19 protein-coding genes and 3 tRNA genes are annotated in these 19,198 nt (G+C 54.9%); 6 read left to right on the top strand and 16 right to left on the bottom strand.

Features of this window, described 5'->3' with window-relative positions:
- Nucleotides 1-15 precede the first annotated feature (15 nt).
- Both MARLIPOL_RS08735 and MARLIPOL_RS08740 read right to left on the bottom strand, forming a co-directional pair.
- Nucleotides 16-1,569: a glucan biosynthesis protein G gene (locus MARLIPOL_RS08735; RefSeq protein ID WP_012137695.1), complete on the bottom strand. Its 1,554-nt coding sequence runs from the start codon at nt 1,567-1,569 to the stop codon at nt 16-18.
- A 110-nt stretch (nt 1,570-1,679) separates the two neighbouring features.
- Nucleotides 1,680-2,855, bottom strand: a complete 1,176-nt coding sequence (locus MARLIPOL_RS08740; protein WP_012137696.1) for a ShlB/FhaC/HecB family hemolysin secretion/activation protein — start codon at nt 2,853-2,855, stop codon at nt 1,680-1,682.
- Between the two features lie 350 nt (nt 2,856-3,205).
- On the opposite strand from MARLIPOL_RS08740, the gene galU reads away from it, so the two are divergent.
- Complete coding sequence (gene galU, locus MARLIPOL_RS08745; protein WP_012137697.1) at nt 3,206-4,042, top strand: UTP--glucose-1-phosphate uridylyltransferase GalU; 837 nt, start codon at nt 3,206-3,208, stop codon at nt 4,040-4,042.
- Nucleotides 4,043-4,057: 15 nt separating this feature from the next.
- On the opposite strand, the gene MARLIPOL_RS08750 is transcribed toward galU, so the two are convergent.
- Complete coding sequence (locus MARLIPOL_RS08750) at nt 4,058-4,519, bottom strand: helix-turn-helix transcriptional regulator (RefSeq protein ID WP_228677597.1); 462 nt, start codon at nt 4,517-4,519, stop codon at nt 4,058-4,060.
- Nucleotides 4,520-4,693: 174 nt separating this feature from the next.
- Between MARLIPOL_RS08750 and MARLIPOL_RS08755 the strand changes: the two genes are divergently transcribed.
- From MARLIPOL_RS08755 to MARLIPOL_RS08765, 3 genes are all read left to right on the top strand, one after another.
- On the top strand, nt 4,694-5,644 hold the full coding sequence (locus tag MARLIPOL_RS08755) for a DMT family transporter (protein WP_012137699.1): 951 nt from the start codon (nt 4,694-4,696) through the stop codon (nt 5,642-5,644).
- A 54-nt stretch (nt 5,645-5,698) separates the two neighbouring features.
- A tRNA-Val gene (locus tag MARLIPOL_RS08760) sits at nt 5,699-5,775 on the top strand.
- Nucleotides 5,776-5,915: 140 nt separating this feature from the next.
- Nucleotides 5,916-6,743: an RluA family pseudouridine synthase gene (locus MARLIPOL_RS08765; protein WP_012137700.1), complete on the top strand. Its 828-nt coding sequence runs from the start codon at nt 5,916-5,918 to the stop codon at nt 6,741-6,743.
- 46 nt (nt 6,744-6,789) lie between these two features.
- On the opposite strand, the gene MARLIPOL_RS08770 is transcribed toward MARLIPOL_RS08765, so the two are convergent.
- Genes MARLIPOL_RS08770 through dapA form a run of 5 tightly spaced genes read right to left on the bottom strand, consistent with a single transcriptional unit; the run spans nt 6,790 to nt 11,382 of the window.
- Nucleotides 6,790-7,797, bottom strand: a complete 1,008-nt coding sequence (locus tag MARLIPOL_RS08770) for an NAD-dependent epimerase (RefSeq protein WP_012137701.1) — start codon at nt 7,795-7,797, stop codon at nt 6,790-6,792.
- Nucleotides 7,798-7,833: 36 nt separating this feature from the next.
- Entirely contained in the window at nt 7,834-8,577 is a 744-nt protein-coding gene (locus MARLIPOL_RS08775) for a TIGR04219 family outer membrane beta-barrel protein (RefSeq protein ID WP_012137702.1), read from the bottom strand.
- 35 nt (nt 8,578-8,612) lie between these two features.
- A complete protein-coding gene (gene purC, locus MARLIPOL_RS08780) occupies nt 8,613-9,326 on the bottom strand; it encodes a phosphoribosylaminoimidazolesuccinocarboxamide synthase (RefSeq protein WP_012137703.1) in 714 nt (237 codons plus the stop codon).
- A 44-nt stretch (nt 9,327-9,370) separates the two neighbouring features.
- Nucleotides 9,371-10,468: an outer membrane protein assembly factor BamC gene (bamC, locus tag MARLIPOL_RS08785; RefSeq protein WP_012137704.1), complete on the bottom strand. Its 1,098-nt coding sequence runs from the start codon at nt 10,466-10,468 to the stop codon at nt 9,371-9,373.
- A 35-nt stretch (nt 10,469-10,503) separates the two neighbouring features.
- Nucleotides 10,504-11,382, bottom strand: coding sequence for a 4-hydroxy-tetrahydrodipicolinate synthase (dapA, locus tag MARLIPOL_RS08790; RefSeq protein ID WP_012137705.1), 879 nt, complete (start codon nt 11,380-11,382; stop codon nt 10,504-10,506).
- Nucleotides 11,383-11,456: 74 nt separating this feature from the next.
- Here dapA and MARLIPOL_RS08795 point away from each other — a divergent pair, with 74 nt between their 5' ends.
- Complete coding sequence (locus MARLIPOL_RS08795) at nt 11,457-11,924, top strand: peroxiredoxin (protein WP_012137706.1); 468 nt, start codon at nt 11,457-11,459, stop codon at nt 11,922-11,924.
- On the opposite strand, the gene MARLIPOL_RS08800 is transcribed toward MARLIPOL_RS08795, so the two are convergent.
- Nucleotides 11,921-13,000: an AI-2E family transporter gene (locus MARLIPOL_RS08800; RefSeq protein ID WP_012137707.1), complete on the bottom strand. Its 1,080-nt coding sequence runs from the start codon at nt 12,998-13,000 to the stop codon at nt 11,921-11,923. The two genes, MARLIPOL_RS08795 and MARLIPOL_RS08800, sit on opposite strands and share 4 nt — an antisense overlap.
- 45 nt (nt 13,001-13,045) lie before the next feature.
- Entirely contained in the window at nt 13,046-13,273 is a 228-nt protein-coding gene (locus tag MARLIPOL_RS08805; protein ID WP_012137708.1) for a sulfurtransferase TusA family protein, read from the bottom strand.
- A 155-nt stretch (nt 13,274-13,428) separates the two neighbouring features.
- Between MARLIPOL_RS08805 and MARLIPOL_RS08810 the strand changes: the two genes are divergently transcribed.
- A complete protein-coding gene (locus MARLIPOL_RS08810) occupies nt 13,429-14,901 on the top strand; it encodes a M48 family metalloprotease (RefSeq protein WP_012137709.1) in 1,473 nt (490 codons plus the stop codon).
- A gap of 26 nt (nt 14,902-14,927) precedes the next feature.
- On the opposite strand, the gene nadA is transcribed toward MARLIPOL_RS08810, so the two are convergent.
- The 6 genes from nadA to tolB form a co-directional block, all read right to left on the bottom strand.
- Nucleotides 14,928-15,989: a quinolinate synthase NadA gene (gene nadA, locus MARLIPOL_RS08815; protein WP_012137710.1), complete on the bottom strand. Its 1,062-nt coding sequence runs from the start codon at nt 15,987-15,989 to the stop codon at nt 14,928-14,930.
- A gap of 116 nt (nt 15,990-16,105) precedes the next feature.
- Nucleotides 16,106-16,181, bottom strand: a tRNA-Lys gene (locus tag MARLIPOL_RS08820).
- A gap of 94 nt (nt 16,182-16,275) precedes the next feature.
- Nucleotides 16,276-16,351, bottom strand: a tRNA-Lys gene (locus MARLIPOL_RS08825).
- Nucleotides 16,352-16,434: 83 nt separating this feature from the next.
- The gene (gene ybgF / locus MARLIPOL_RS08830) at nt 16,435-17,220 is read right to left on the bottom strand and encodes a tol-pal system protein YbgF (protein ID WP_036190996.1); all 786 of its coding nucleotides are present in this window, start codon (nt 17,218-17,220) and stop codon (nt 16,435-16,437) included.
- Nucleotides 17,221-17,245: 25 nt separating this feature from the next.
- On the bottom strand, nt 17,246-17,815 hold the full coding sequence (gene pal / locus MARLIPOL_RS08835; RefSeq protein ID WP_012137712.1) for a peptidoglycan-associated lipoprotein Pal: 570 nt from the start codon (nt 17,813-17,815) through the stop codon (nt 17,246-17,248).
- Nucleotides 17,816-17,886: 71 nt separating this feature from the next.
- Nucleotides 17,887-19,176 (bottom strand): Tol-Pal system beta propeller repeat protein TolB, encoded by a 1,290-nt coding sequence (tolB, locus tag MARLIPOL_RS08840; protein ID WP_407638062.1) that lies wholly within the window; start codon nt 19,174-19,176, stop codon nt 17,887-17,889.
- Between the last annotated feature and the right edge of the window lie 22 nt (nt 19,177-19,198).

A 19,198-nucleotide genomic window follows, 5' to 3' on the forward strand; every position in this document is an offset into this window, starting at 1 on the left:
CAGCGTGCTCCTGTGTTATCGGCCTTGACCTATTCCTGAATTCGGCGCCAGTGAATAGGTCCAGGTTTCGGTGAGCGGCTTACCATCAAGCATGAGCTGGCCACGAAGTACTGGGGCGCCTTCGTCAGCGGGACGAACCAGCATCGACAGCCGCCAGTTGTCGTCGGCCTCAACGTACTCGACAAAGTGCTCAATGATCTCCACTGCTTCAGCATTGCCACTTCCTTCACTGACCTTACTGACTACAGCCGCGTCGGGCTCCAGGTTATCCAAAGGCCCGCCGGAAAAGTCGACAATGATCCGGTAAGCATCTTCCACGTTGCCGCCGCCGACGCGATTACCCCCTCCCACAAAGGTTTGTACCGCACGACCCGAATCCTGTTCAGCAATCTCGTTTCCGCCAAAACGCAGGCTGTAGGTCAACTTTCGATGCTCACCTTTTTGAACTGGGTCTTTCGGTTTCCAGAACGCGACAATGTTGTCGTTGATCTCGGAATCCGTCGGGATTTCAACCAGTACCACCTCACCATCGGACCAACCCTGGCGCGGCGAAACCCAGGCACTCGGCCGCCGATCATAACGGGCTTCGGCATCCTCGAACTCGTGAAAGGCCGTGTCCCGCTGCATGAGCCCAAACCCGCCCAGATGATTGACCTGCAGATAACTGAGCCTGAGACGCGAAGGGTTGACCAATGGACGCCATAACCATTCTCCGGTGCCACGATCATGAATCAGGAGACCGTCGGAATCGTGCACCTGCGGCCGCCATTCTCCCAAAGGTTGGGCAGTATTTTCACCGTAGTAAAACATGGAGGTCAGAGGCGCCAGGCCCGGCTGCTCCACCTGGTTGCGGTAAAACAGTTCGGCTGTCACGTCTATCCGGGTCGCGGAGCCGGGCTGGACATCAAAACGGTAGGCGCCGGTAACACTGGGGCCATCCAGCAACCCATAAACCCGAATACGGTCGCTTCCTGCGCCTGGCCGTTCAAGCCAGAACTCAACGAACGAAGGTACCTCCTCACCGGAGGGAAGACCTGTATCAATGGCAATACCCCGAGCAGACAGGCCAAAGCGGTTTTCGGCGCCAACGCCCCGGAAATAGCTGGCACCAGCGAAAACCAGAAACTGATTCTGTTCACTGCCGTCGCCCATTGGGTAGGTCAGCTTAAAGCCGGAATAACCGAGGTCAGCGGGGATTCGCTTTTCCAACTCAGGGTCCGGAACACTGAATGCGGATTTATCGAATGGAATAGGTTCGACACCATTGGCATCTACTTCATGCAACTTTACGGTATGGGTGTAGTAACTTCCGGGTGGCACCATCATCACCTGGAAGCGGGAACGCCCATCTCTCCATAAACTGGCTTCCGGGTTAAAGCGAATGGATTGGTAAGCCCTGTAGCTCAAATCCCTGAGAAACTCCGGCACCTCTGGCGGCGGCTGATACGCGGCTTCAGCCTTATCCCTGGCTTTATCGACAATATCATCGAATTCAAGGGCCCAGACTCCGGTGGTGTAGAATACCCCCGACAATATAAAACCAATAAACCATCTTGTCCCTGAACGCATGAAGCCCCTACCTTGATGCCTTTCCTCGAGATTTTAATGTAGCACCGGCGACCGGCACCGTCTCAAGTGACATCTTTGTAAGACAGGGAGAAAGCAGGGAAAATCCGGGATCAGATACCCATGGTTAACGAGAAGCGGACGTCCGGATTGTCTGGCATGGTCATCGCTACCGTGGACGTGCGAATCATACGACCAACACTGACACCGGCTGAGAAGGCTCGCCCCTTGAGAGTCAGAGAGACCTGACCGGCACTGGCGCGACCATGCCTGCCTGACTGCAATTCCGAGTAAGGAACCCAGCCGTGAAGCACAGAGAAGTTCACACTGGACAGCACGCCATCTACAAAAGGTAATTGCCATGAAGGACTGGCAGTATCCATGCGCAGCCATCCACCCTGCAAAGCTGATACAGATTGGCCGTTAAAACCCGCAATCATGGATGGGCCGGCTACCGTTAGATATTCCGCAACCGGCAGATCCTCATCCGCAAACTGATAACGGCCATGAATCTTCCAGCGCCAGCGCCAGAGTTCCTGCTCAATCGATGCAGACATAGCGACTTTGTAAAACTCGTCTTTCTCACCAACATTGTCTTTCGACTGGTAGTCCGTTGCCGTGTACTCGCGACCGCTGACGGCAAGAATACTGGTAGTCGCGTGGATGCCATCCAATAATTCATGGCGTCCATGGGCCTCAACCCCCAGGGAAGACAGTTGGTAGCTGGACTCTGACACCAGATTGTCCTCCTCAAAGCTCCGACTATCCCTTCCCGTGTGACGCGCGACCCCATCAATCACTACGCCATATCGAGAAAACAGGGGCCGGCTTGCCCCGATTCCCACCGCCCGGGAGTCACCACTGGCATTATAGCGTCGGCCTGAATCATTGACCGCATGATGGTAGCGGTAACTTGAGGTCTTCAGGCTGAGTTCATTCACCCCGGCTGGAAACCGGTAATTAAACGTTGTTGAGTTGAGGTCACTGCCGTCGTTTCTGGACTGCAGGTCCCTGTAATTAAAACTAACATCATCACTCCGACCGACCAGGCTGTCAGCCGAAACGCCAATGGCACCATCCAGGCCATCACTGGTTAGCGAGGTTCTACCGGAAAATTTCAGCCGGGAACGTAGCCAGTGCTCGCGCTCCTCTCTGAACGATCCATCACCCCCCGAAAAGTTATTGGCGTAGGGCTGCCACCCATTACGCAACCAGGAACCCGAGGATTGAGCGTAGAGGGACTGGCTGAGAGCGCACAACATCAGTGCGATCAACAGGGAATATTTCAAAGTCTCTGATCCTGCTAGATAGTCTGGCCCCAGGTGAACGGGGCATCCGGCGATTATTAAAAACTTGTCACGGCAGACTGTATTGCATCAGGGACCACAAATCCATTCCTTGTTGCCAAACTTTACAAAGTTAATATTCCTACAAAACAGTATGTTATAGAGTCATGTGAAAGCTTTTTCTATGTAAATCAACGAGCCACATCAAGGGTGAAAGGGCCCCCGTTATTACCAATATATACATTTCACAATCAGAAGCTCCATTTGCACCAATAACTTGGTTACACTTGGCACACTTCGTGATACAGCCTTTGTGACAGGCAGTGCCCCAAAAAGATATAAGGACGACCATTATGATCAAAAAGTGCCTCTTCCCCGTTGCCGGGTACGGCACCCGCTTTCTCCCGGCGACCAAGGCCATGCCCAAGGAAATTCTGCCAATTGTGAACAAGCCTCTGGTGCAATATGGCGTGGAAGAAGCCGCAGAAGCTGGCATTCATGAGTTCGGGTTTGTCACTGGACGGGGCAAGCGCGCCATCGAAGATCATTTTGATATCAGCTACGAGCTGGAACATCAGATTGCAGGCTCTGGAAAAGAAGACCTGTTAACGTCCATTCGCGATTTGATCGACAACAATTCCTTTGCGTTTACCCGGCAGAACGAAATGAAAGGCCTGGGCCATGCCATTCTCACTGGTCGGAATCTGGTGGGTGATAACCCCTTTGCAGTGGTTCTTGCAGATGATTTCTGTGTGGAAGATGGTGCGGGTGAAGGTGTCCTCGCTCAAATGGTGAAGCTGTACAATCAGTTCCGTTGCTCCATCGTCGCGATTGAGGAAGTGCCGGCTGACGAAACTCACAAATACGGTGTGATTGCCGGTGAGTCCATGAAAGACGGGCTATACCGCATCACCGACATGGTTGAAAAGCCCTCACCGGAAGACGCTCCCAGCAATCTCGCGATTATTGGTCGTTACATCCTGACGCCCGACATTTTTGACATCATTGAGCGCACGCCTCCGGGCAAGAATGGTGAAGTTCAGATCACCGATGCGCTGCTTGAACAGGCGAAGAACGGTTGTGTGCTGGCCTATAAATTCAAAGGGCGGCGATTTGACTGCGGCAGCATTGATGGCTTCGTAGACGCCACCAATTACGTCTACGAGAACATCTACAAGAAAGGCAAGTAAGGTATCGGGGCCGGGCTACCGGCCCAGGATCTGAAGAATCATGCGCCGGTTTTCCCCGGAGGCCTTCCGGAACCGGCGCAACAGTTCCAACTCCTCCTCCGAGAGGTGTACGCGGCTCAGTTCCTTTTCGAGTTCCGCCAGTGCCACCCCAAGATCATCACTGTTACTGAACGCCAGGCCGGGCAGTTCCAATTGGCTGTTGTCGGCACTGGCTTCCAGGTCCACCAGGCTCTCCAATGGCGTTTCCGTGTGTATACACACATCCAGCAGTTCTGCTACGCCGGGGTAACTGCGCTGTCGGCTGTCCGATGCCTCCCAGCTTGAAACCCTGGCTTCGTCGACACCGCACATCCGCGCCACATCCTCACGGGACAGATGCCCGGCTTCACGGATTTGCCGCAGGCGACGATTAAAAGTTTGCAGGTACCGCATAGCTTGATCCCTCTGCCTGGACTGGCCACATTCGCCCCGGCTCATCCGGAACTCCGATCCTGAAAGAAAGTCGCTTAAAATGAATCAACTTGGGAATGTATCGTATATTCAGCACTACACACAATCGGCTCCGTACATCCCCCACTTTCTTTTCTAGTTCGCAAGCTATACATTGTTTCGCTCTCCAAATTTATGAATCACTGATTAAGTGCGATCCCGATGTCCGACGCCCACAAATCTGACTTGTTCCTGGTCATTGTCACCCTGCTCGCAGCCATCAGCTGGATGTTCTCCAAGGAGGCCGTACTGCTGATGCCGCCGCTGCTTTTTATGGCTGTGCGATTCCTCATGGCAGGCGGGCTACTGGCCATCCTGGCCAGTCGTTCCCTGCGGCGGCTCAGCGCCGATCAGATACGTCGTAGCGTCGGGGTGGGCCTGGTGTTTGGCACTGCAATGAGTTGCTGGATCATGGGCCTGTTCCACGGCACACACGTTGGTGAAGGCGCTTTTCTGACCAGCCTTGGCGTGGTCATTGTCCCAATCATCGCCCGCCTCGTCTTCAAGGAACCCCAACCCGCCAGTACCTGGGTCGCCATTCCTATCGCGGTGGCCGGCCTGGCACTGCTGTCCCTGAAAAATGGTTTCCGCCCAGAGCTCGGGCAGCTGTTCTTCGTATCCGCAGCTTTCATCTTTGCCCTGTATTTCACCCTGAACACCCGTGCCGCCAATCAAAGGACCATCATTAACCGGCAGGGCGAGACCGTAGAAAAACACCGGGTTCCGGCGCTCCCACTGACTGCCATCGCCCTACTCACTGTAGGGGCGCTGACACTGGTGGAATCCCTGGCGCTTGAGCCGTGGCAACCGGTGATCGAGGATTTCTCCGCCATACTCGCCTGGTGGATTTTTGCCAGTGCGGTGATCGGCACCGCTGGCCGCTTCCTGCTACAAACCTATGCCCAGAGCCTGTCCGCCAACAGCCACGGCGTGGTAATTCTGGTTCTGGAGCCAGTATGGGTGGCCCTGTTTGCCGCTGGCTGGTTTTCAGAGACCATGAGCGCCTCACAACTGGCCGGTTGCGGGCTGATTTTTGCTGCATTATTGGTCAATCGCTGGGGTGTCATCAGTAAGGCACTTAAAGGCTGGCTCAGACATCGGGAAACTGCATAAAAGTGGTTGACCCGCACCGCCGGAATCAGTATATTTCCTCCCCGTTGCAGAGACAGGACCATAGCTCAGTTGGTTAGAGCGCTACCTTGACATGGTAGAGGTCCCCAGTTCGAATCTGGGTGGTCCTACCAACTCTGTGAAGAAAGTCAGTTACTTACGGCCTACGTGAGAACTGGCTTTTTTTATGCCTGATCCTCAGCCCCACCCTGCCGCTGAGTGCTATAATCCTCCCCAGCCAACCCGCCTTACCTCACCCGGAACCTGTAGCCTCATGCGAACCATTGCTGACCTTACCCTCAAAAAGCCCCAGATCGCTGTCGATGCCCTCAGCGATGCAACCGGGCTGTCCAAGCAGCGCATCAAGGACGCCATGGCCAAAGGCGCCTGTCGCTGGACCCACAAGGGCAAGCAGGTGCGGTTGCGTAAGGCGAAGCGGGAGGTGAAAGCGGGTACCCGGTTGCAGCTGTTCTATGACGATATTGTACTGGCCCGCAAAGCCGAACCGGCGGAACTTCTGACCGACTTTGGTCACTACAGTGTATGGTTCAAGCCCCATGGGCTGCTGGCCCAGGGTTCCCAGTGGGGGGATCACTGTAGTCTCTTACGGGTTGCAGAAGTACAAACGGGAAAGCCCTGCTTCCTGGTGCACAGGCTTGATGCGGATGCGGCTGGGTTAATGCTCATCGCCCACGACAGCAAAGCTGCGGGAGCCCTGTCAGAATGTTTTTCCGGACGGGCGCTGCGGAAGGTCTATCATGCCCGGGTGTGTGGCCAGCTGGAGGCACAGGCACTGACCATTGACACACCAGTGGATAACAAGGAAGCCATCAGCCATGTCACCACGTTGGCCACTGGAGCGTCCGGGCCTGAAGCCAACACAGTGGTCGAAGTGATCATTGAAACCGGACGAAAACACCAGATTCGGCAACACCTCGCCGCGCTGGGTCACCCGATTGTTGGTGACCGATTATATGGCACTGCGGACAAGCTGCCACTTCAGCTGGTGGCGGTGGAGCTCGAGTTCATTTGTCCTTTGACCCGCAAGAAGCGCCTGCTACGCCTGCCTCCTGAACTCAACGATGTATTGCCTGCGGTTTAACGAAAAAGGGCCAGCACAGGCTGGCCCTTCATAACGGCTTCGACCATTACACCTTGTAAAAATCCCGATACCAATCCACGAAGTTGGCAATGCCCTCTTCCACCGTCGTGGATGGCTTGTACCCTACATCGTCGATCAGGTCGTCGACATTGGCGTAGGTGGCTGGCACATCGCCGGGCTGCAGCGGCAGCAGGTTCTTCTCTGCCTTCTTGCCTACCTGCTCCTCAATGATCTCGATAAAACGGGATAGTTCCACCGGGTTGTTACTACCGATATTGTAGAGACGGTATGGGCCCTTACTGGTTCCCGGATCCGGCTTTGCGCCGCTCCAGTCTTCGTTGGGTTCCGCAACGTGGTCCAGTGTGCGAATCACCCCCTCCACAATGTCATCAATATAGGTGAAATCCCGTTTATGATGACCATGGTTGAAGACGTCGATTGGCTCGCCAGCAAGGATCTTCCTGGTGAAGATAAACAACGCCATGTCCGGCCGTCCCCACGGTCCATAAACCGTGAAGAAACGGAGCCCCGTGGTCGGCATGTTGTAGAGATGGCTGTAGGTGTGAGCCATCAGCTCATTGGCCTTTTTGGAGGCGGCGTAGAGGCTCAGGGGATGGTCCACGTTGTCATGGACGGAGAATGGCATGGCTTCATTGGCTCCATATACGGAACTGCTGGAAGCGTACACCAGGTGCTTCACGTTATTGTGACGGCACCCCTCCAGTATGTTCATGAAGCCAACGAGGTTCGCATCCACATAGGCGTGCGGGTTTTCCAGTGAGTAACGAACACCGGCCTGCGCGGCCAGGTGCACCACCCGCTCCGGTTTGTGGTCACGGAACAGCGCTTCCATGGCCCCCCGGTCGGCAACGTCCTTGCGCACTTCGGTAAAGCCCGACTTGCCCGTCAGCCTCGCCAGGCGGGCCTCTTTCAGGGTAACGTCGTAATAGTCATTAACGTTATCCACGCCGATCACCTCGTCACCGCGATCGAGCAAGCGGTGAGCGAGATGCGAGCCGATAAAACCGGCGGTTCCCGTAACCAGGATTTTCAAGTCCTTTCTCCTTATCAGACCCTATCAGCCACCCTGTCAGAAGCGAACGCCAACACTCGCGAAGGGACCGCCCAGATCAATGTCCAGCTCATCGTCGCCATCTTCGTAGTCGATGGAGATTTCACGATAGCCGGCGCGCAGCTGCAGCATGGCGATCTCGTACTGACCATAGGCGTTATAGTCGTAGACGGAATCCCCGTCAAACGTGATCAGATTGGCTTCACCACCAACGGACACACCGGTGAATGGCAGGTCGAACCGTGCCGCCAGATAGCCCATCGGCACAACCGCATCAATTTCGGATTCGCTGACTGCAGTGCCACCGACTTCCTGTACCCTCAGTTCGCCGTCCAGGTCACGAACCGTCAAACCCAGATCCAGGTTGACCCAGTTATCCAGAACCTCGTAATAGAGGGTCAGGTCCAATTGGTCCAGGTCCAGGTCCGACTGGACTTCAGTGGTGCCACCCAGGCCGACAATGATGTTGTCAAAACTGGCTCCCAGTTCGCCGCGACCGCTCTGCTCAATCGTTGTGTAATTCAGGCGAACATTCGGCAGCAAAGGTACCGGGTGCTCGATGTAGGCACTCAGGTTGGCGTTGGAATCGCTGTCCAGGTCAAGGTCATTCTCCACATCAACCACATCACCGTTGGAGGCAGCTTTACCGGACAGGTCAGAGTCCCAATAACTTACGTTCGCTCCCAGGCCGACCACGTCGGCATGAGCCAGTGGCGCTGCCAGAATTGCCGCACCACCCATGGCCAGAATCAGTTTGCGCATAAAACACCCGTTGCTTGTTGTTTGGTTCTTTTTTATCAATCGAACTGGATACCCAGCCGACGACCCACCTCTTCATAGGTTTCAATCACGTCACCCAGTCCCTGGCGGAAACGGTCCTTGTCCATTTTCTTGCGGGTTTCCTTGTCCCAGATACGACAGCCATCGGGGCTGAATTCGTCACCCAGCACGATCTGCCCACCAGAACGACCGAACTCCAGCTTGTAATCCACCAGCAGCATGCCGGCGTCGTCAAACAGACTCTTGAGCACGTCGTTCACTTGATAGGTAAGCTCTTTCATTTTGGCGAGCTCATCCGCTGTTGCCCAACTAAAGCTGACCGCCAGGGATTCGTTCACCATCGGATCGTGCAATTCGTCGTTCTTGAGGAACAATTCGAAGGTAGGCGGATTCAGGTTCAGCCCCTCTTCGACACCCAACCGACGGCAAAGGCTTCCTGCAGAGACATTACGCACCACACACTCCACCGGGATCATATCCAGCTTCTTGACCAGAGATTCGGTGGGTGAAAGCAAACCCTCGAAATGGGTGGGCACGCCCGCTGCTTCCAGCTTTTCCATAATGAACGCATTGAAGCGGTTATTCACCATGCCCTTGCGATTCAATTGCTCTTTCTTCTCGCCATCGAAGGCCGAGGTATCATCACGAAACACAAGTACAAATCGCTCGGGGTCATCGGTGCGATAAACGGATTTGGCTTTGCCCGCGTAAAGTTCTTCGCGCTTTTCCATTTCAAAATCTCCGGAGATGTCAGCTCTGTGCCGACATCTCATAATTAATAAAGGTATTCAAACAGTTCAGAAAGCAGTTCGGAAGAGCGGTCATCGCCGTTGTATTCCGATGCGCGGGCGGCGGTCACCACCAGGACGCCCTCTTCTTCCTGAAGACGCAAATCGAAGGTGTGTTGTGGTTTCTCATCATCACCGAACCAGTCGAACCATCCTGACTCACGCTCCGATTCGCTACGAAAATCCACATTAAACCAGCCTTCACTTCGGTTCAGGTCCAGAACCGGAATCTTTGCCTCGTTAAGTGCGCGGCTGACTTCAGACCAGGCCCGGCCGTAGTCCAGATCCATTTCGACAGCTACTGGCTGTTCGTTTTCGGATATCAGGCGTACCAGTGGCTCGGCCGTCATACCCAAGGCCGCCCTGGAATAGGACTTACTCTCCTCGCGGCCACGCAGGAACTCCCCCATGTCACCAAGCAGTTTTTTACTGGTGGCAAGGCCTTCTTCCGTCGGCTCGGCACCGGCCTGCCAGGCCAGCAGCTCCTCGGGATTACCATCAACTTCATGGACGCGCAGTTGAACCTCGGTGGTCTTGCGACGAACACCGGGTGCCACACGGGCCTGAACGATCAGCATGTCTTCAGCGGGTCCTGGATCGTTTTCAAGTTCCAGCAAGGCTCTGGCACGCTTGCTGAAATTCACCAACTCACTTTGCACGAGACCAAGCTGGGGACTGTCGTAGGCTACACCCAGACCGCGATCGTTCATATACGATGAAACAGACGGCCAGACGCGGCCCGGTACATCGTTGATCAGCAGCCACATCTGGCCATCCAGCTCTTCAACGACATAGTTCTCATCGAGGATCTCGGACGTCATATCCGGCGGTTTGGGAATAGACGAGCGGTACATTCGACCAGAATCGGCAGTGGTTACCTCGCGGACCGGCATGACCTGACCAAAACGACTTTCGTCAGCGGTCTCAGGGAGACGGAGCTCATCCCCTTCCTTCGCGTTGACATAGCGCTCTGACCGATCTTCCAGAAAACTGCAACCACTGGCAGCCAATACAAAGACGAGCCCGGTTGCGGGAGCTACCGAGCTCAATACACGCTTTACTTCTGTCCTGAAAAAGAACGCCATCAGGCTACTCCAGGTTCTTTGGTGATACGGAAAACTCAGAGTACGCCCGAGGCCTTCAGGGCATCTTCCACTTCACTGTGGAATTTTTCGCTAAGCGGTGTCAGCGGCAGGCGGATCCCTTCCCCGATCATTCCCATGCGGCACAGTGCCCACTTCACGGGGATCGGGTTGGCTTCCAGGAACAGCTTGCGATTAAGCGGCATCAACAATTCGTTGAGGCGATCAGTCTCTTCACGGTCACCCGCAATGGCGGCTGCGCACAACTGAGACATCTCTTTGGGGGCCACATTAGCGGTGACCGACACGTTACCTTTGGCGCCTGCCAGCATAAGTTCGGCGGCCGTGGCATCATCACCGGAGTACACTGCCAGACGCCCCTTGACCGCTTCGATCAGCTCAGAGCCCCTGGGGATGTTGCCCGTAGCATCCTTGATTCCGATAATATTGGGAATATCGGCCAGACGTTCAACGGTCTCGTTCAGCATGTCACACGCTGTACGCCCGGGAACGTTGTAGAGCATCTGGCTCATCCCTGGCACAGCTTCGGCGATGGTTTTGAAGTGCTGGTAGAGCCCTTCCTGGGTCGGTTTGTTGTAGTAAGGGACAACCAACAGGCACGCATCCGCTCCCAACTTGTGGGCTTCGCTGGTCAGCTCGATGGCTTCACGTGTGCTGTTACCACCAGTGCCGGCGATTACGGGAATACGACCATTGACCCGCTTTATGATGTGACCGATGACACGACAATGCTCATCCGGGTCCAGCGTTGCGGATTCGCCAGTAGTACCCACGGCGACGATACCATCCGTGCCGTTTTCAATATGAAAGTCCACCAGTTTGTCCAGATCCTCCCAGTGAATATCACCATTAGGATGCATGGGCGTGACCAGTGCGACAAGGCTACCCGTAATCATAAAAGCTCCGTCCGAATAAAACCGATATGGTAATGTTGGGTGCGAACTGACACAAGGGAATTAAAGGAGATGTCATGCCAGTAGTTGCACTAAACCAACCCGTTGACGATTTTGAAGCACCGGCAACCGGTGACCAGACGATCCGGTTGTCGGATCTCAGGGGCAAAAACGTCGTGATCTATTTCTATCCCAAGGATAATACACCGGGTTGCACCACCGAAGGCCAGGACTTTCGTGATCGCATGGACGCATTCGATGCCATGGATACCATAATCCTGGGTGTTTCCCGCGATGGTCTGAAAGCCCATGAGAACTTCCGTGCCAAACACCAGTTTCCGTTCCACCTCATTTCAGACATGGATGAAACGGTGTGCCAGCATTTCGATGTGATCAAGCTCAAGAAACTCTATGGCAAGGAGTACATGGGCATTGACCGGAGCACCTTCCTGATCGACAAAGAAGGCATCCTTCGCCAGGAATGGCGGAGCGTTAAAGTCAAAGGCCACGCCGACGAGGTGCTCGAAGCGACCAGGAATCTCTAGGATTCCTCAACTTCTTCCACTGGCAGACTGTCCTTGACCGGCCATGCGGAAAATACGGCCTTGAGCAAAGTCGCCAGTGGGATGGCAAAGAACACGCCCCACAAGCCCCAGATCCCGCCGAAGAACAGCACCGCCACGATGATGGCAACCGGGTGCAGGTTGTTCACCTCTGAAAACAGTACGGGCACCAGCACATTCCCATCCAGCCCCTGAATAATGCCATAGGCCACCATGACCCAGATGAAATGCGATCCCCACCCGAATGCGAACAGCGCAATCATCGCAACTGGAATGGTAACGACCGCGGCCCCGATGTAAGGGATAACGACACTCAGCCCGACCAGTAAAGCCAGCAATGCCGCATATGGCATACCCAGAAGCTTGAATGCCACGTAGGTGACCCCGCCAACAATGAGAATCTCAACAGCCTTGCCCCTTACATAGTTGGCACATTGCAGATTTACCTCATGCCAGATACGCAACATCATCGGGCGCTGCGGAGGCAGCAGGTGGGAAATTGATGTCAGTAACAGGTTGCGATCCTTGAGGAAAAAGAACACAAGAATCGGCACCAACACCATGTAAATGAGCAGGGCCACCAAATCGGGAATACTGGACAAAGAGAAAGATACCAGCCACTGAGTCAGGTGCCCGGCTTCAGTACTGATCTGTCGATAAATGGTGTTTACCGCCTCCATGGAGATGAGCGTGGGATACTCCTGGGGAAGCAATTCCAGATAAGACTGCATCTCACGGATGATTCGTGGTGCCTCACCTGCCAGGGACGTAACCTGGGTCCAGATCAGCGGCAGCAGGCCAAAGATAAAGCCAACGAGAATGCCGAGGAAGATGATGAATACCCCGAGAATGGAGACAATTTCCGGCACGCCCATCCGTGTCAGTTTTGTCACCAACCCCTGCAGGATGAAGGCGATAATGACTGAAGCTATTGCTGGCGCGAGCATCGCGCCGAACAAAATAACGAATACCGTGCCCGTTACAAGAATCAGAAAAAGAATGACGGCTTCTTCATCTGAAAAGTATTTGTGGGCAAGACCGCGTAAAATTCTAACCATGTACATCTCCGTGGCATCACGGCAGGAGGCATTAGTGCCGTATCATCAACCGCCGCACTTTATCACAAACCGAAAACAGCCATCCGCTTCCGTTGAACTCACGAGTTGGTGTTTCGAGAGCTTCAGGAAGGCGGGAATATCACGCGCTGAGCCGGCGTCTGTTGCTATCACCTCCAACTCTTCGCCCGGTAACATGCTGCTCAGTTCCAGCTTGGTTTTTAACAATGGCATTGGGCAACGCAGCCCGGATGCATCAAGAATTCGCTCAGCCATGGGAAAAGATTACCTTGCAGAACTACAATCACGAGGCGGCATTATGCCGACACACCCCGGCGAATGCACCTCAAACGTAATTAATGAAATGTACCAGAACTTTTAATGGCAAAATGCTGTCATATCAAGCGATTTAACCACGGTAGTCCATATAGATGAGCATGCTTTTTCCATCCCAAAAGCGGGCGCCTTCATGGCTCGTTTGTTACCTGGTGGCGCTGACATTCCTGCTACCAGGAGTCACCCAGGCCCAGGAAAGCTCACTCCCCTCCATTGGTGGTGCCGGGGGCGGTTTGATTTCGGAGCAACAGGAATCGGAGATCGGGCGCCAGGTAATGATCTCTATCCGGCGCTCTGCACCGCAGATTACTGATCCACTGGTGTACAGCTACCTGAACGACGTTATCTACCGCCTGGTGCCATCAGCCCCGCTGAAGAACCGTGATCTTACCCTTGCAATCATAGACAGCCCTGACATCAATGCCTTTGCGGTACCGGGAAGCATTGTCGGAATCAACGGGGGGCTGGTGCTAAACGCCAGCAGCGAACAACAGTTTGCATCGGTACTGGCGCACGAACTTGCACACCTGAGCCAGCGGCATTTTGCCCGCCGCATGGAACAGCAGGAAACCAGCGCACCACTGACAATCGCCGGGATGCTCGCCGGTATTGTCCTGTCCGCCGTCACTCAGTCGGACATCGGTATTGCGGCTATTGCCGGCACCCAAGCATTGTCCGTGCAGAACATGCTTGCCTACAGCAGGGCCCATGAGCAGGAAGCCGACCGTGTAGGCATGGAGATCCTTGCAGACGCCGGCATGGATCCACGCGGTATGCCTGAAATGTTCGAAACCATGATGAAACAGAACCGCCTGCAAGGCAGTCGCCTGCCGGAATACCTGTCGACACACCCACTGACCCAGAACCGGGTATCGGATACCCGCAACCGGGCTGAACAATACCCGGTACGCGACATCCAGGATACCCAGGAATACCACCTGATCCGCTCACGACTGCAGGTTCATTACGCCCGATCCGCCAAGGTGGCTGTGGAAACCTTCCGGGATTATATGGAACGCCCCGATACCGATAAAACCGATGCTATCCGCTACGGCCTGGCGGTAGCCCACCTCCGCGACAGTGACCCGGGCAGCGCCGTTATCATTCTCGAGAAATTACTGAAAGGCAGTCCGGGGCGCATCACTTACATCGTCACCCTTGCCGAAGCGCTGATCGATCAACAACGACTGGACCAGGCGAGGGACATTCTCAGGGAGGGTCTTGCACGCAACCCCGGGAACTACCCCATAACCTACACTCTTGCCAGGCTGGAGACGGCAAACGGCAATGGTGAGGCGGCGGCGGAATACCTTCGACAACTGACCAGACAAATGCCCCGCCAGGAACATCTCTGGAGCCGACTGGCAGAAGCGGAGGGACTGGCACGGAACATAGTTGGCGTTCACCGTGCCCGGGCGGAATACGAAGCCCTGATGGGAGATCTGGAAGCGGCCCAAAGACAGCTCCGGCAGGCGCAGGAAAAACTGCCTGCGGGCGCACCCATGCGCCAGGTCGTGACCGAGCGCCTGACCGAAATCACCGAGAGACTGAATGCACAGCGGAGCTGATGCCCCGCTGTCGCCAGAAACAACAGTCAGGCGTTACCGGCTGCCTTCAGATTCATGCCTGCGGTGAAATCCAGCATTCGCTGAAGCGGCCTCAAGGCCTGCTCCCGCAGGTCATCACTCACCAGCACCTCCTGATTGCCGTTTTCCAGCACGTGAAGCAGGTTCTCCAGGCCATTCATGGCCATCCACGGGCAATGGGCACAACTGCGACAAGTTGCGCCATTACCGGCAGTGGGCGCCTCAATCAGGGTTTTGTTCGGCGCCAGCTGCTGCATCTTGTAAAAAATGCCGTTGTCTGTCGCCACGATGAATTGTTCATTTGGCAACGTCTGCACCGCATGGATCAATTGCGACGTCGAGCCGACAACATCGGCCATTTCAACCACAGCATCCGGCGACTCCGGATGCACCAACACCGCCGCATCAGGATATATAGCTTTCAGGTCTTCCAGACCTCGGTACTTGAACTCTTCGTGGACGATACAGGAGCCGTCCCACAGCAACATATCAGCACCGGTGGTCTTCTGAACATAATGGCCCAGGTGTTTGTCCGGAGCCCAGAGGATCTTCTCTCCCCTGGCGTCCAGGGATTCCACAATAGACTGGGCACAGCTGGACGTAACCACCCAGTCAGCCCTCGCCTTCACTGCCGCTGAAGTGTTCGCATAGACCACAACGGTCCGGTCCGGGTGCTGGTCACAAAATTCGGCGAACTCATCCGCCGGGCAACCAACGTCCAGAGAGCACGTGGCTTCCAGCGTTGGCATCAGCACGCGCTTTTCCGGATTCAGGATTTTGGCTGTTTCACCCATAAAACGAACCCCGGCCACGACAACCGTTGAGGCCGGATGCTGATTTCCGAATCGCGCCATCTCCAGGGAATCGGCGACACAGCCGCCGGTTTCCTCAGCCAGACGCTGAATATCGGGGTCAGTGTAATAGTGGGCGACCAGTACCGCATCCTGGTCCTGCAACGCTTGGCGGATACGTGACTCCAGCTCGGCTTTCTCATCCTCACTCAACGGTTTGGGTTCAGCCTGGTGCGCCAGATGCTCCTGAACCAGAATCCGGTCTTCAGATCGTGTCATTACTGCGTCTCTGTGTTTCGTTGGCGTGTGGATTATACCATTGGGAGCGTTCACGCAAAAAAAAAGAGCCCGAAGGCTCTTTTTTCAGATAAGAAGCCTGTAGCTTCCCATCGTATTGGTGGGTCGTGAAGGATTCGAACCTTCGACCAATTGGTTAAAAGCCAACTGCTCTACCAACTGAGCTAACGACCCTTGACTGTTGACCCGCTCTCCACATCTGCACATTCTTGCATCTGTGTCAGGATCGAACACCGCAACCACTCAGCCAGTTGCCATGCTCCGTATTTGGTGGGTCGTGAAGGATTCGAACCTTCGACCAATTGGTTAAAAGCCAACTGCTCTACCAACTGAGCTAACGACCCAAACGAGGCGCATATAGTAATGATTTTTTGCCGCTGATCAACCCCTTTTCTCAGGTTTCTCAACATTCTTTCAGAGCTGGTTATTAACTACCCAAAGAATCCAGGTACTTTTGCGCGAGTTTGGCTGCATTGGTCCCGGGATAGTTACGAACGACGGACTCCATCCGGCTTTTCGCCTCGGACTTTTCATTCAGACGATCAAGCGTTACCCCCAGCTTATAGACTGCGTCCGGGGCTTTCCGATGATCTGCGTACCGGGTAGCGACAATGGTGAATGCTTGCTTGGCCTGCTCAAGCTGAGGCTTGACCAGATATACCTCACCCAGCCAGTAATAAGCATTAACCGACAAATCACCTTCTGGATATTTATCGACAAAGTCGTATATCCGATTTATGGCTTCGTCGTATTTCTTCTCCTGGTGGATCAGATCCTGAATCTGCTCGTAGGCCTCACGCTCGTCGGCTTCTGGCTGACGATAAACCTTGGCAACCGGCTTCTCATTCGCAGCCGAATCCGCAGCCGCAGCATCACCACTCTCGTTGGTGCCCGGTGCTGCTCCACCGGAAGACACCTGCTCGGAAAGCTCAAGAATCCGCTGGTCCAGATCGATGTATCGATCACGGGACTGACGGGTCAGCCGGTCAATCAGGTTTCGCTGCTCTTCAACTTCGCCCTGAAGCCGACGCACCTCCCCCTGAAGTTGCTGAATCATATAGAACAACTCAGCGTTTGCCTGACTGCCGCTTGCCTTACTGCGTGCCTGGGATGCGTTGTCCTGAAACACCGGTGTTGTAGATTGCGCCAGCGCGCCTCCCGCTGGCCCAAGGGCCAGCGAAAGAACGGCCGTCGCCATGAGCAAATATCTCATGGGAGATCCTGTGGCTATCTAACGGTTACTCGAAAACGAGCTCAACACGACGGTTCTGAGCCCAGGCACTCTCGCTAGAGCCCATGACCGCCGGCTTTTCCTCACCATAGCTTACGGTTTCCATTTGAGCACGTGAAGCGCCATTTACAATCAGGAAACGTTCAACAGCGTTGGCGCGGCGCTCGCCCAGTGCCAGGTTGTACTCTTTGGTACCACGCTCATCGGCATGACCTTCCAGACGCACCCGCTGATTGGGGTTGTTTTCCAGGAAGCGTGCGTGAGCCACCAGCACTTCGCGAGCTTCAGCTTTGATTTCAGCCGTGTCGAAGTCAAAGTAGAAGGTCGTGATGTTACGCATGGCTTCCTGCTCGGCCCGCTCCTCACGTGCGCGCAGCTCTTCCTCGGTCAGGTCTGAAGCAGAAACACCGCTTCCGTCACTGCCACCGTAAACAGTGCTACCACCATCTTGATCAACGGCCGACACGTCGGAACCGTATTCATCTTCACCCATGGTCTCGCCAGTAGAGCTACAGCCGGCAACCAGACCAAGGGACAGAACCATCGCAAATGCTTTCTGGTGAACTGATAATTTCATAATCTTTCCTTCCTGTTGGTTTACTGTTATCTGGTGTTTTGACTAAGAACCCCCACCGGGGCGGTTCCGTATTAACGGATAACCGGCGACCACGCCGGCTCCCGGACGTCACCTTCGGTTGCCGGAAGGCTATAGGCTGCCCCACCGTCCGCCGAAATTACCGTCAGTACGCTGGTACCACTGTGTTTGGTGGCATAAATCAGCATTCTCCCGTTCGGAGCAAGAGACGGAGACTCATCAGACGCGGTTCGAGTCAGAACCGTTTCTTCTCCGTTACTCAAATCGGTGCGTGCGATATGAAATCCACCATTGCGCTGATGGACGTAGTACACGTAATCTCCCTGGCTGTCCGGTCGTGGACGAGCATTGTACCGGCTACCAAATGTAATGCGTCGGGGCTCTGCCGTCTCACTGGACTTATGATAGATTTGTGGCCCGCCTGAGCGGTCCGAAGTAAAGAAAATACCCTCTCCGCTGTGATCCCAAACGCCTTCAGTATCGATGGACCAGTGGTTGGTCAGACGCTTCAGATTCCGGCTCTGGATATCCATACGATAGATTTCAGCGTTGCCATCCTTGGAGAGGGTCAGCAACAGCGAACGGCCGTCCCTGGACCAGGCTGGCGCTGAATTCAGCCCACGAAAATCCGCTACTTTTGTACGATTTCCGGAACCCAATTCGTGAATATAAATTGCTGGCTTGCCGGTTTCGAAGGATACATACGCCAGCTTCTTGCCATCCGGTGACCAGGCGGGAGAGAGGATTGGCTCTTTGCTTTCCAGCCGCACGCGCGCGCGCTTGCCGTCCACATCACTCACCTGAAGCCGATAACGGGGCTCACCTTTAGCTGTATCCAGGGTGACGTAGGCAAGTTTGGTTGAGAACGCACCCGGCACGCCCGTAATCGCCTCATAGACCTTATCGCTGATGTGATGGGCCAGAGTACGCATATTGCCGACGCTGACAGCCGCGGACTCACCGAGAATGCGCTCTTCCCGATTGACGTCCAGCAACTCATAACGGGCTTCCACGCGGTCCCCGTTGCGACTCAACTGACCAACCAGTACATATCGCTGGCCCAACAGGCGCCAGTCTCTATAATAAACCTCCGAACGCTTGGACGGCAGGCTCAGCATTTTCTCTGGCGACAAGGTCCGGAACTCACCACTCATGGCCAGGTCGTCCTGAACGATACTGTTGATCTTGTCTCCAGCCGGAATCCCTCCGTTTTCCGCAAACGGAACGACGGCCACCGGAATCGCAGAATCCGCTCCCTCGGTGATTCGAATAGTCAACTCTGCCGACGCGGGACCTGTACCAAGCGCCCAGACAAGAAGCGAGCAAACCAGGGTAAGCGCCATGAAGGTGTAGGTATTGTTTGTC

It is taken from the genome of Marinobacter lipolyticus SM19 (genome assembly GCF_000397065.2).
Classification (GTDB): domain Bacteria; phylum Pseudomonadota; class Gammaproteobacteria; order Pseudomonadales; family Oleiphilaceae; genus Marinobacter; species Marinobacter lipolyticus.

Excerpts from the sequence above, each read along its gene's own strand:
- MARLIPOL_RS08755 (WP_012137699.1), top strand. The coding sequence starts at position 4,694 with ATGTCCGACGCCCACAAATCTGACTTGTTCCTGGTCATTGTCACCCTG.
- bamC (WP_012137704.1), bottom strand. The coding sequence starts at position 10,468 with ATGGCGTTCTTTTTCAGGACAGAAGTAAAGCGTGTATTGAGCTCGGTA.
- MARLIPOL_RS08750 (WP_228677597.1), bottom strand. The coding sequence starts at position 4,519 with ATGAGCCGGGGCGAATGTGGCCAGTCCAGGCAGAGGGATCAAGCTATG.
- MARLIPOL_RS08795 (WP_012137706.1), top strand. The coding sequence starts at position 11,457 with ATGCCAGTAGTTGCACTAAACCAACCCGTTGACGATTTTGAAGCACCG.
- MARLIPOL_RS08810 (WP_012137709.1), top strand. The coding sequence starts at position 13,429 with ATGAGCATGCTTTTTCCATCCCAAAAGCGGGCGCCTTCATGGCTCGTT.
- ybgF (WP_036190996.1), bottom strand. The coding sequence starts at position 17,220 with ATGAGATATTTGCTCATGGCGACGGCCGTTCTTTCGCTGGCCCTTGGG.
- pal (WP_012137712.1), bottom strand. The coding sequence starts at position 17,815 with ATGAAATTATCAGTTCACCAGAAAGCATTTGCGATGGTTCTGTCCCTT.
- MARLIPOL_RS08800 (WP_012137707.1), bottom strand. The coding sequence starts at position 13,000 with ATGGTTAGAATTTTACGCGGTCTTGCCCACAAATACTTTTCAGATGAA.
- dapA (WP_012137705.1), bottom strand. The coding sequence starts at position 11,382 with ATGATTACGGGTAGCCTTGTCGCACTGGTCACGCCCATGCATCCTAAT.
- MARLIPOL_RS08775 (WP_012137702.1), bottom strand. The coding sequence starts at position 8,577 with ATGCGCAAACTGATTCTGGCCATGGGTGGTGCGGCAATTCTGGCAGCG.
- MARLIPOL_RS08735 (WP_012137695.1), bottom strand. The coding sequence starts at position 1,569 with ATGCGTTCAGGGACAAGATGGTTTATTGGTTTTATATTGTCGGGGGTA.
- nadA (WP_012137710.1), bottom strand. The coding sequence starts at position 15,989 with ATGACACGATCTGAAGACCGGATTCTGGTTCAGGAGCATCTGGCGCAC.
- tolB (WP_407638062.1), bottom strand. The coding sequence starts at position 19,176 with ATGGCGCTTACCCTGGTTTGCTCGCTTCTTGTCTGGGCGCTTGGTACA.
- MARLIPOL_RS08805 (WP_012137708.1), bottom strand. The coding sequence starts at position 13,273 with ATGGCTGAGCGAATTCTTGATGCATCCGGGCTGCGTTGCCCAATGCCA.
- MARLIPOL_RS08765 (WP_012137700.1), top strand. The coding sequence starts at position 5,916 with ATGCGAACCATTGCTGACCTTACCCTCAAAAAGCCCCAGATCGCTGTC.
- galU (WP_012137697.1), top strand. The coding sequence starts at position 3,206 with ATGATCAAAAAGTGCCTCTTCCCCGTTGCCGGGTACGGCACCCGCTTT.
- purC (WP_012137703.1), bottom strand. The coding sequence starts at position 9,326 with ATGGAAAAGCGCGAAGAACTTTACGCGGGCAAAGCCAAATCCGTTTAT.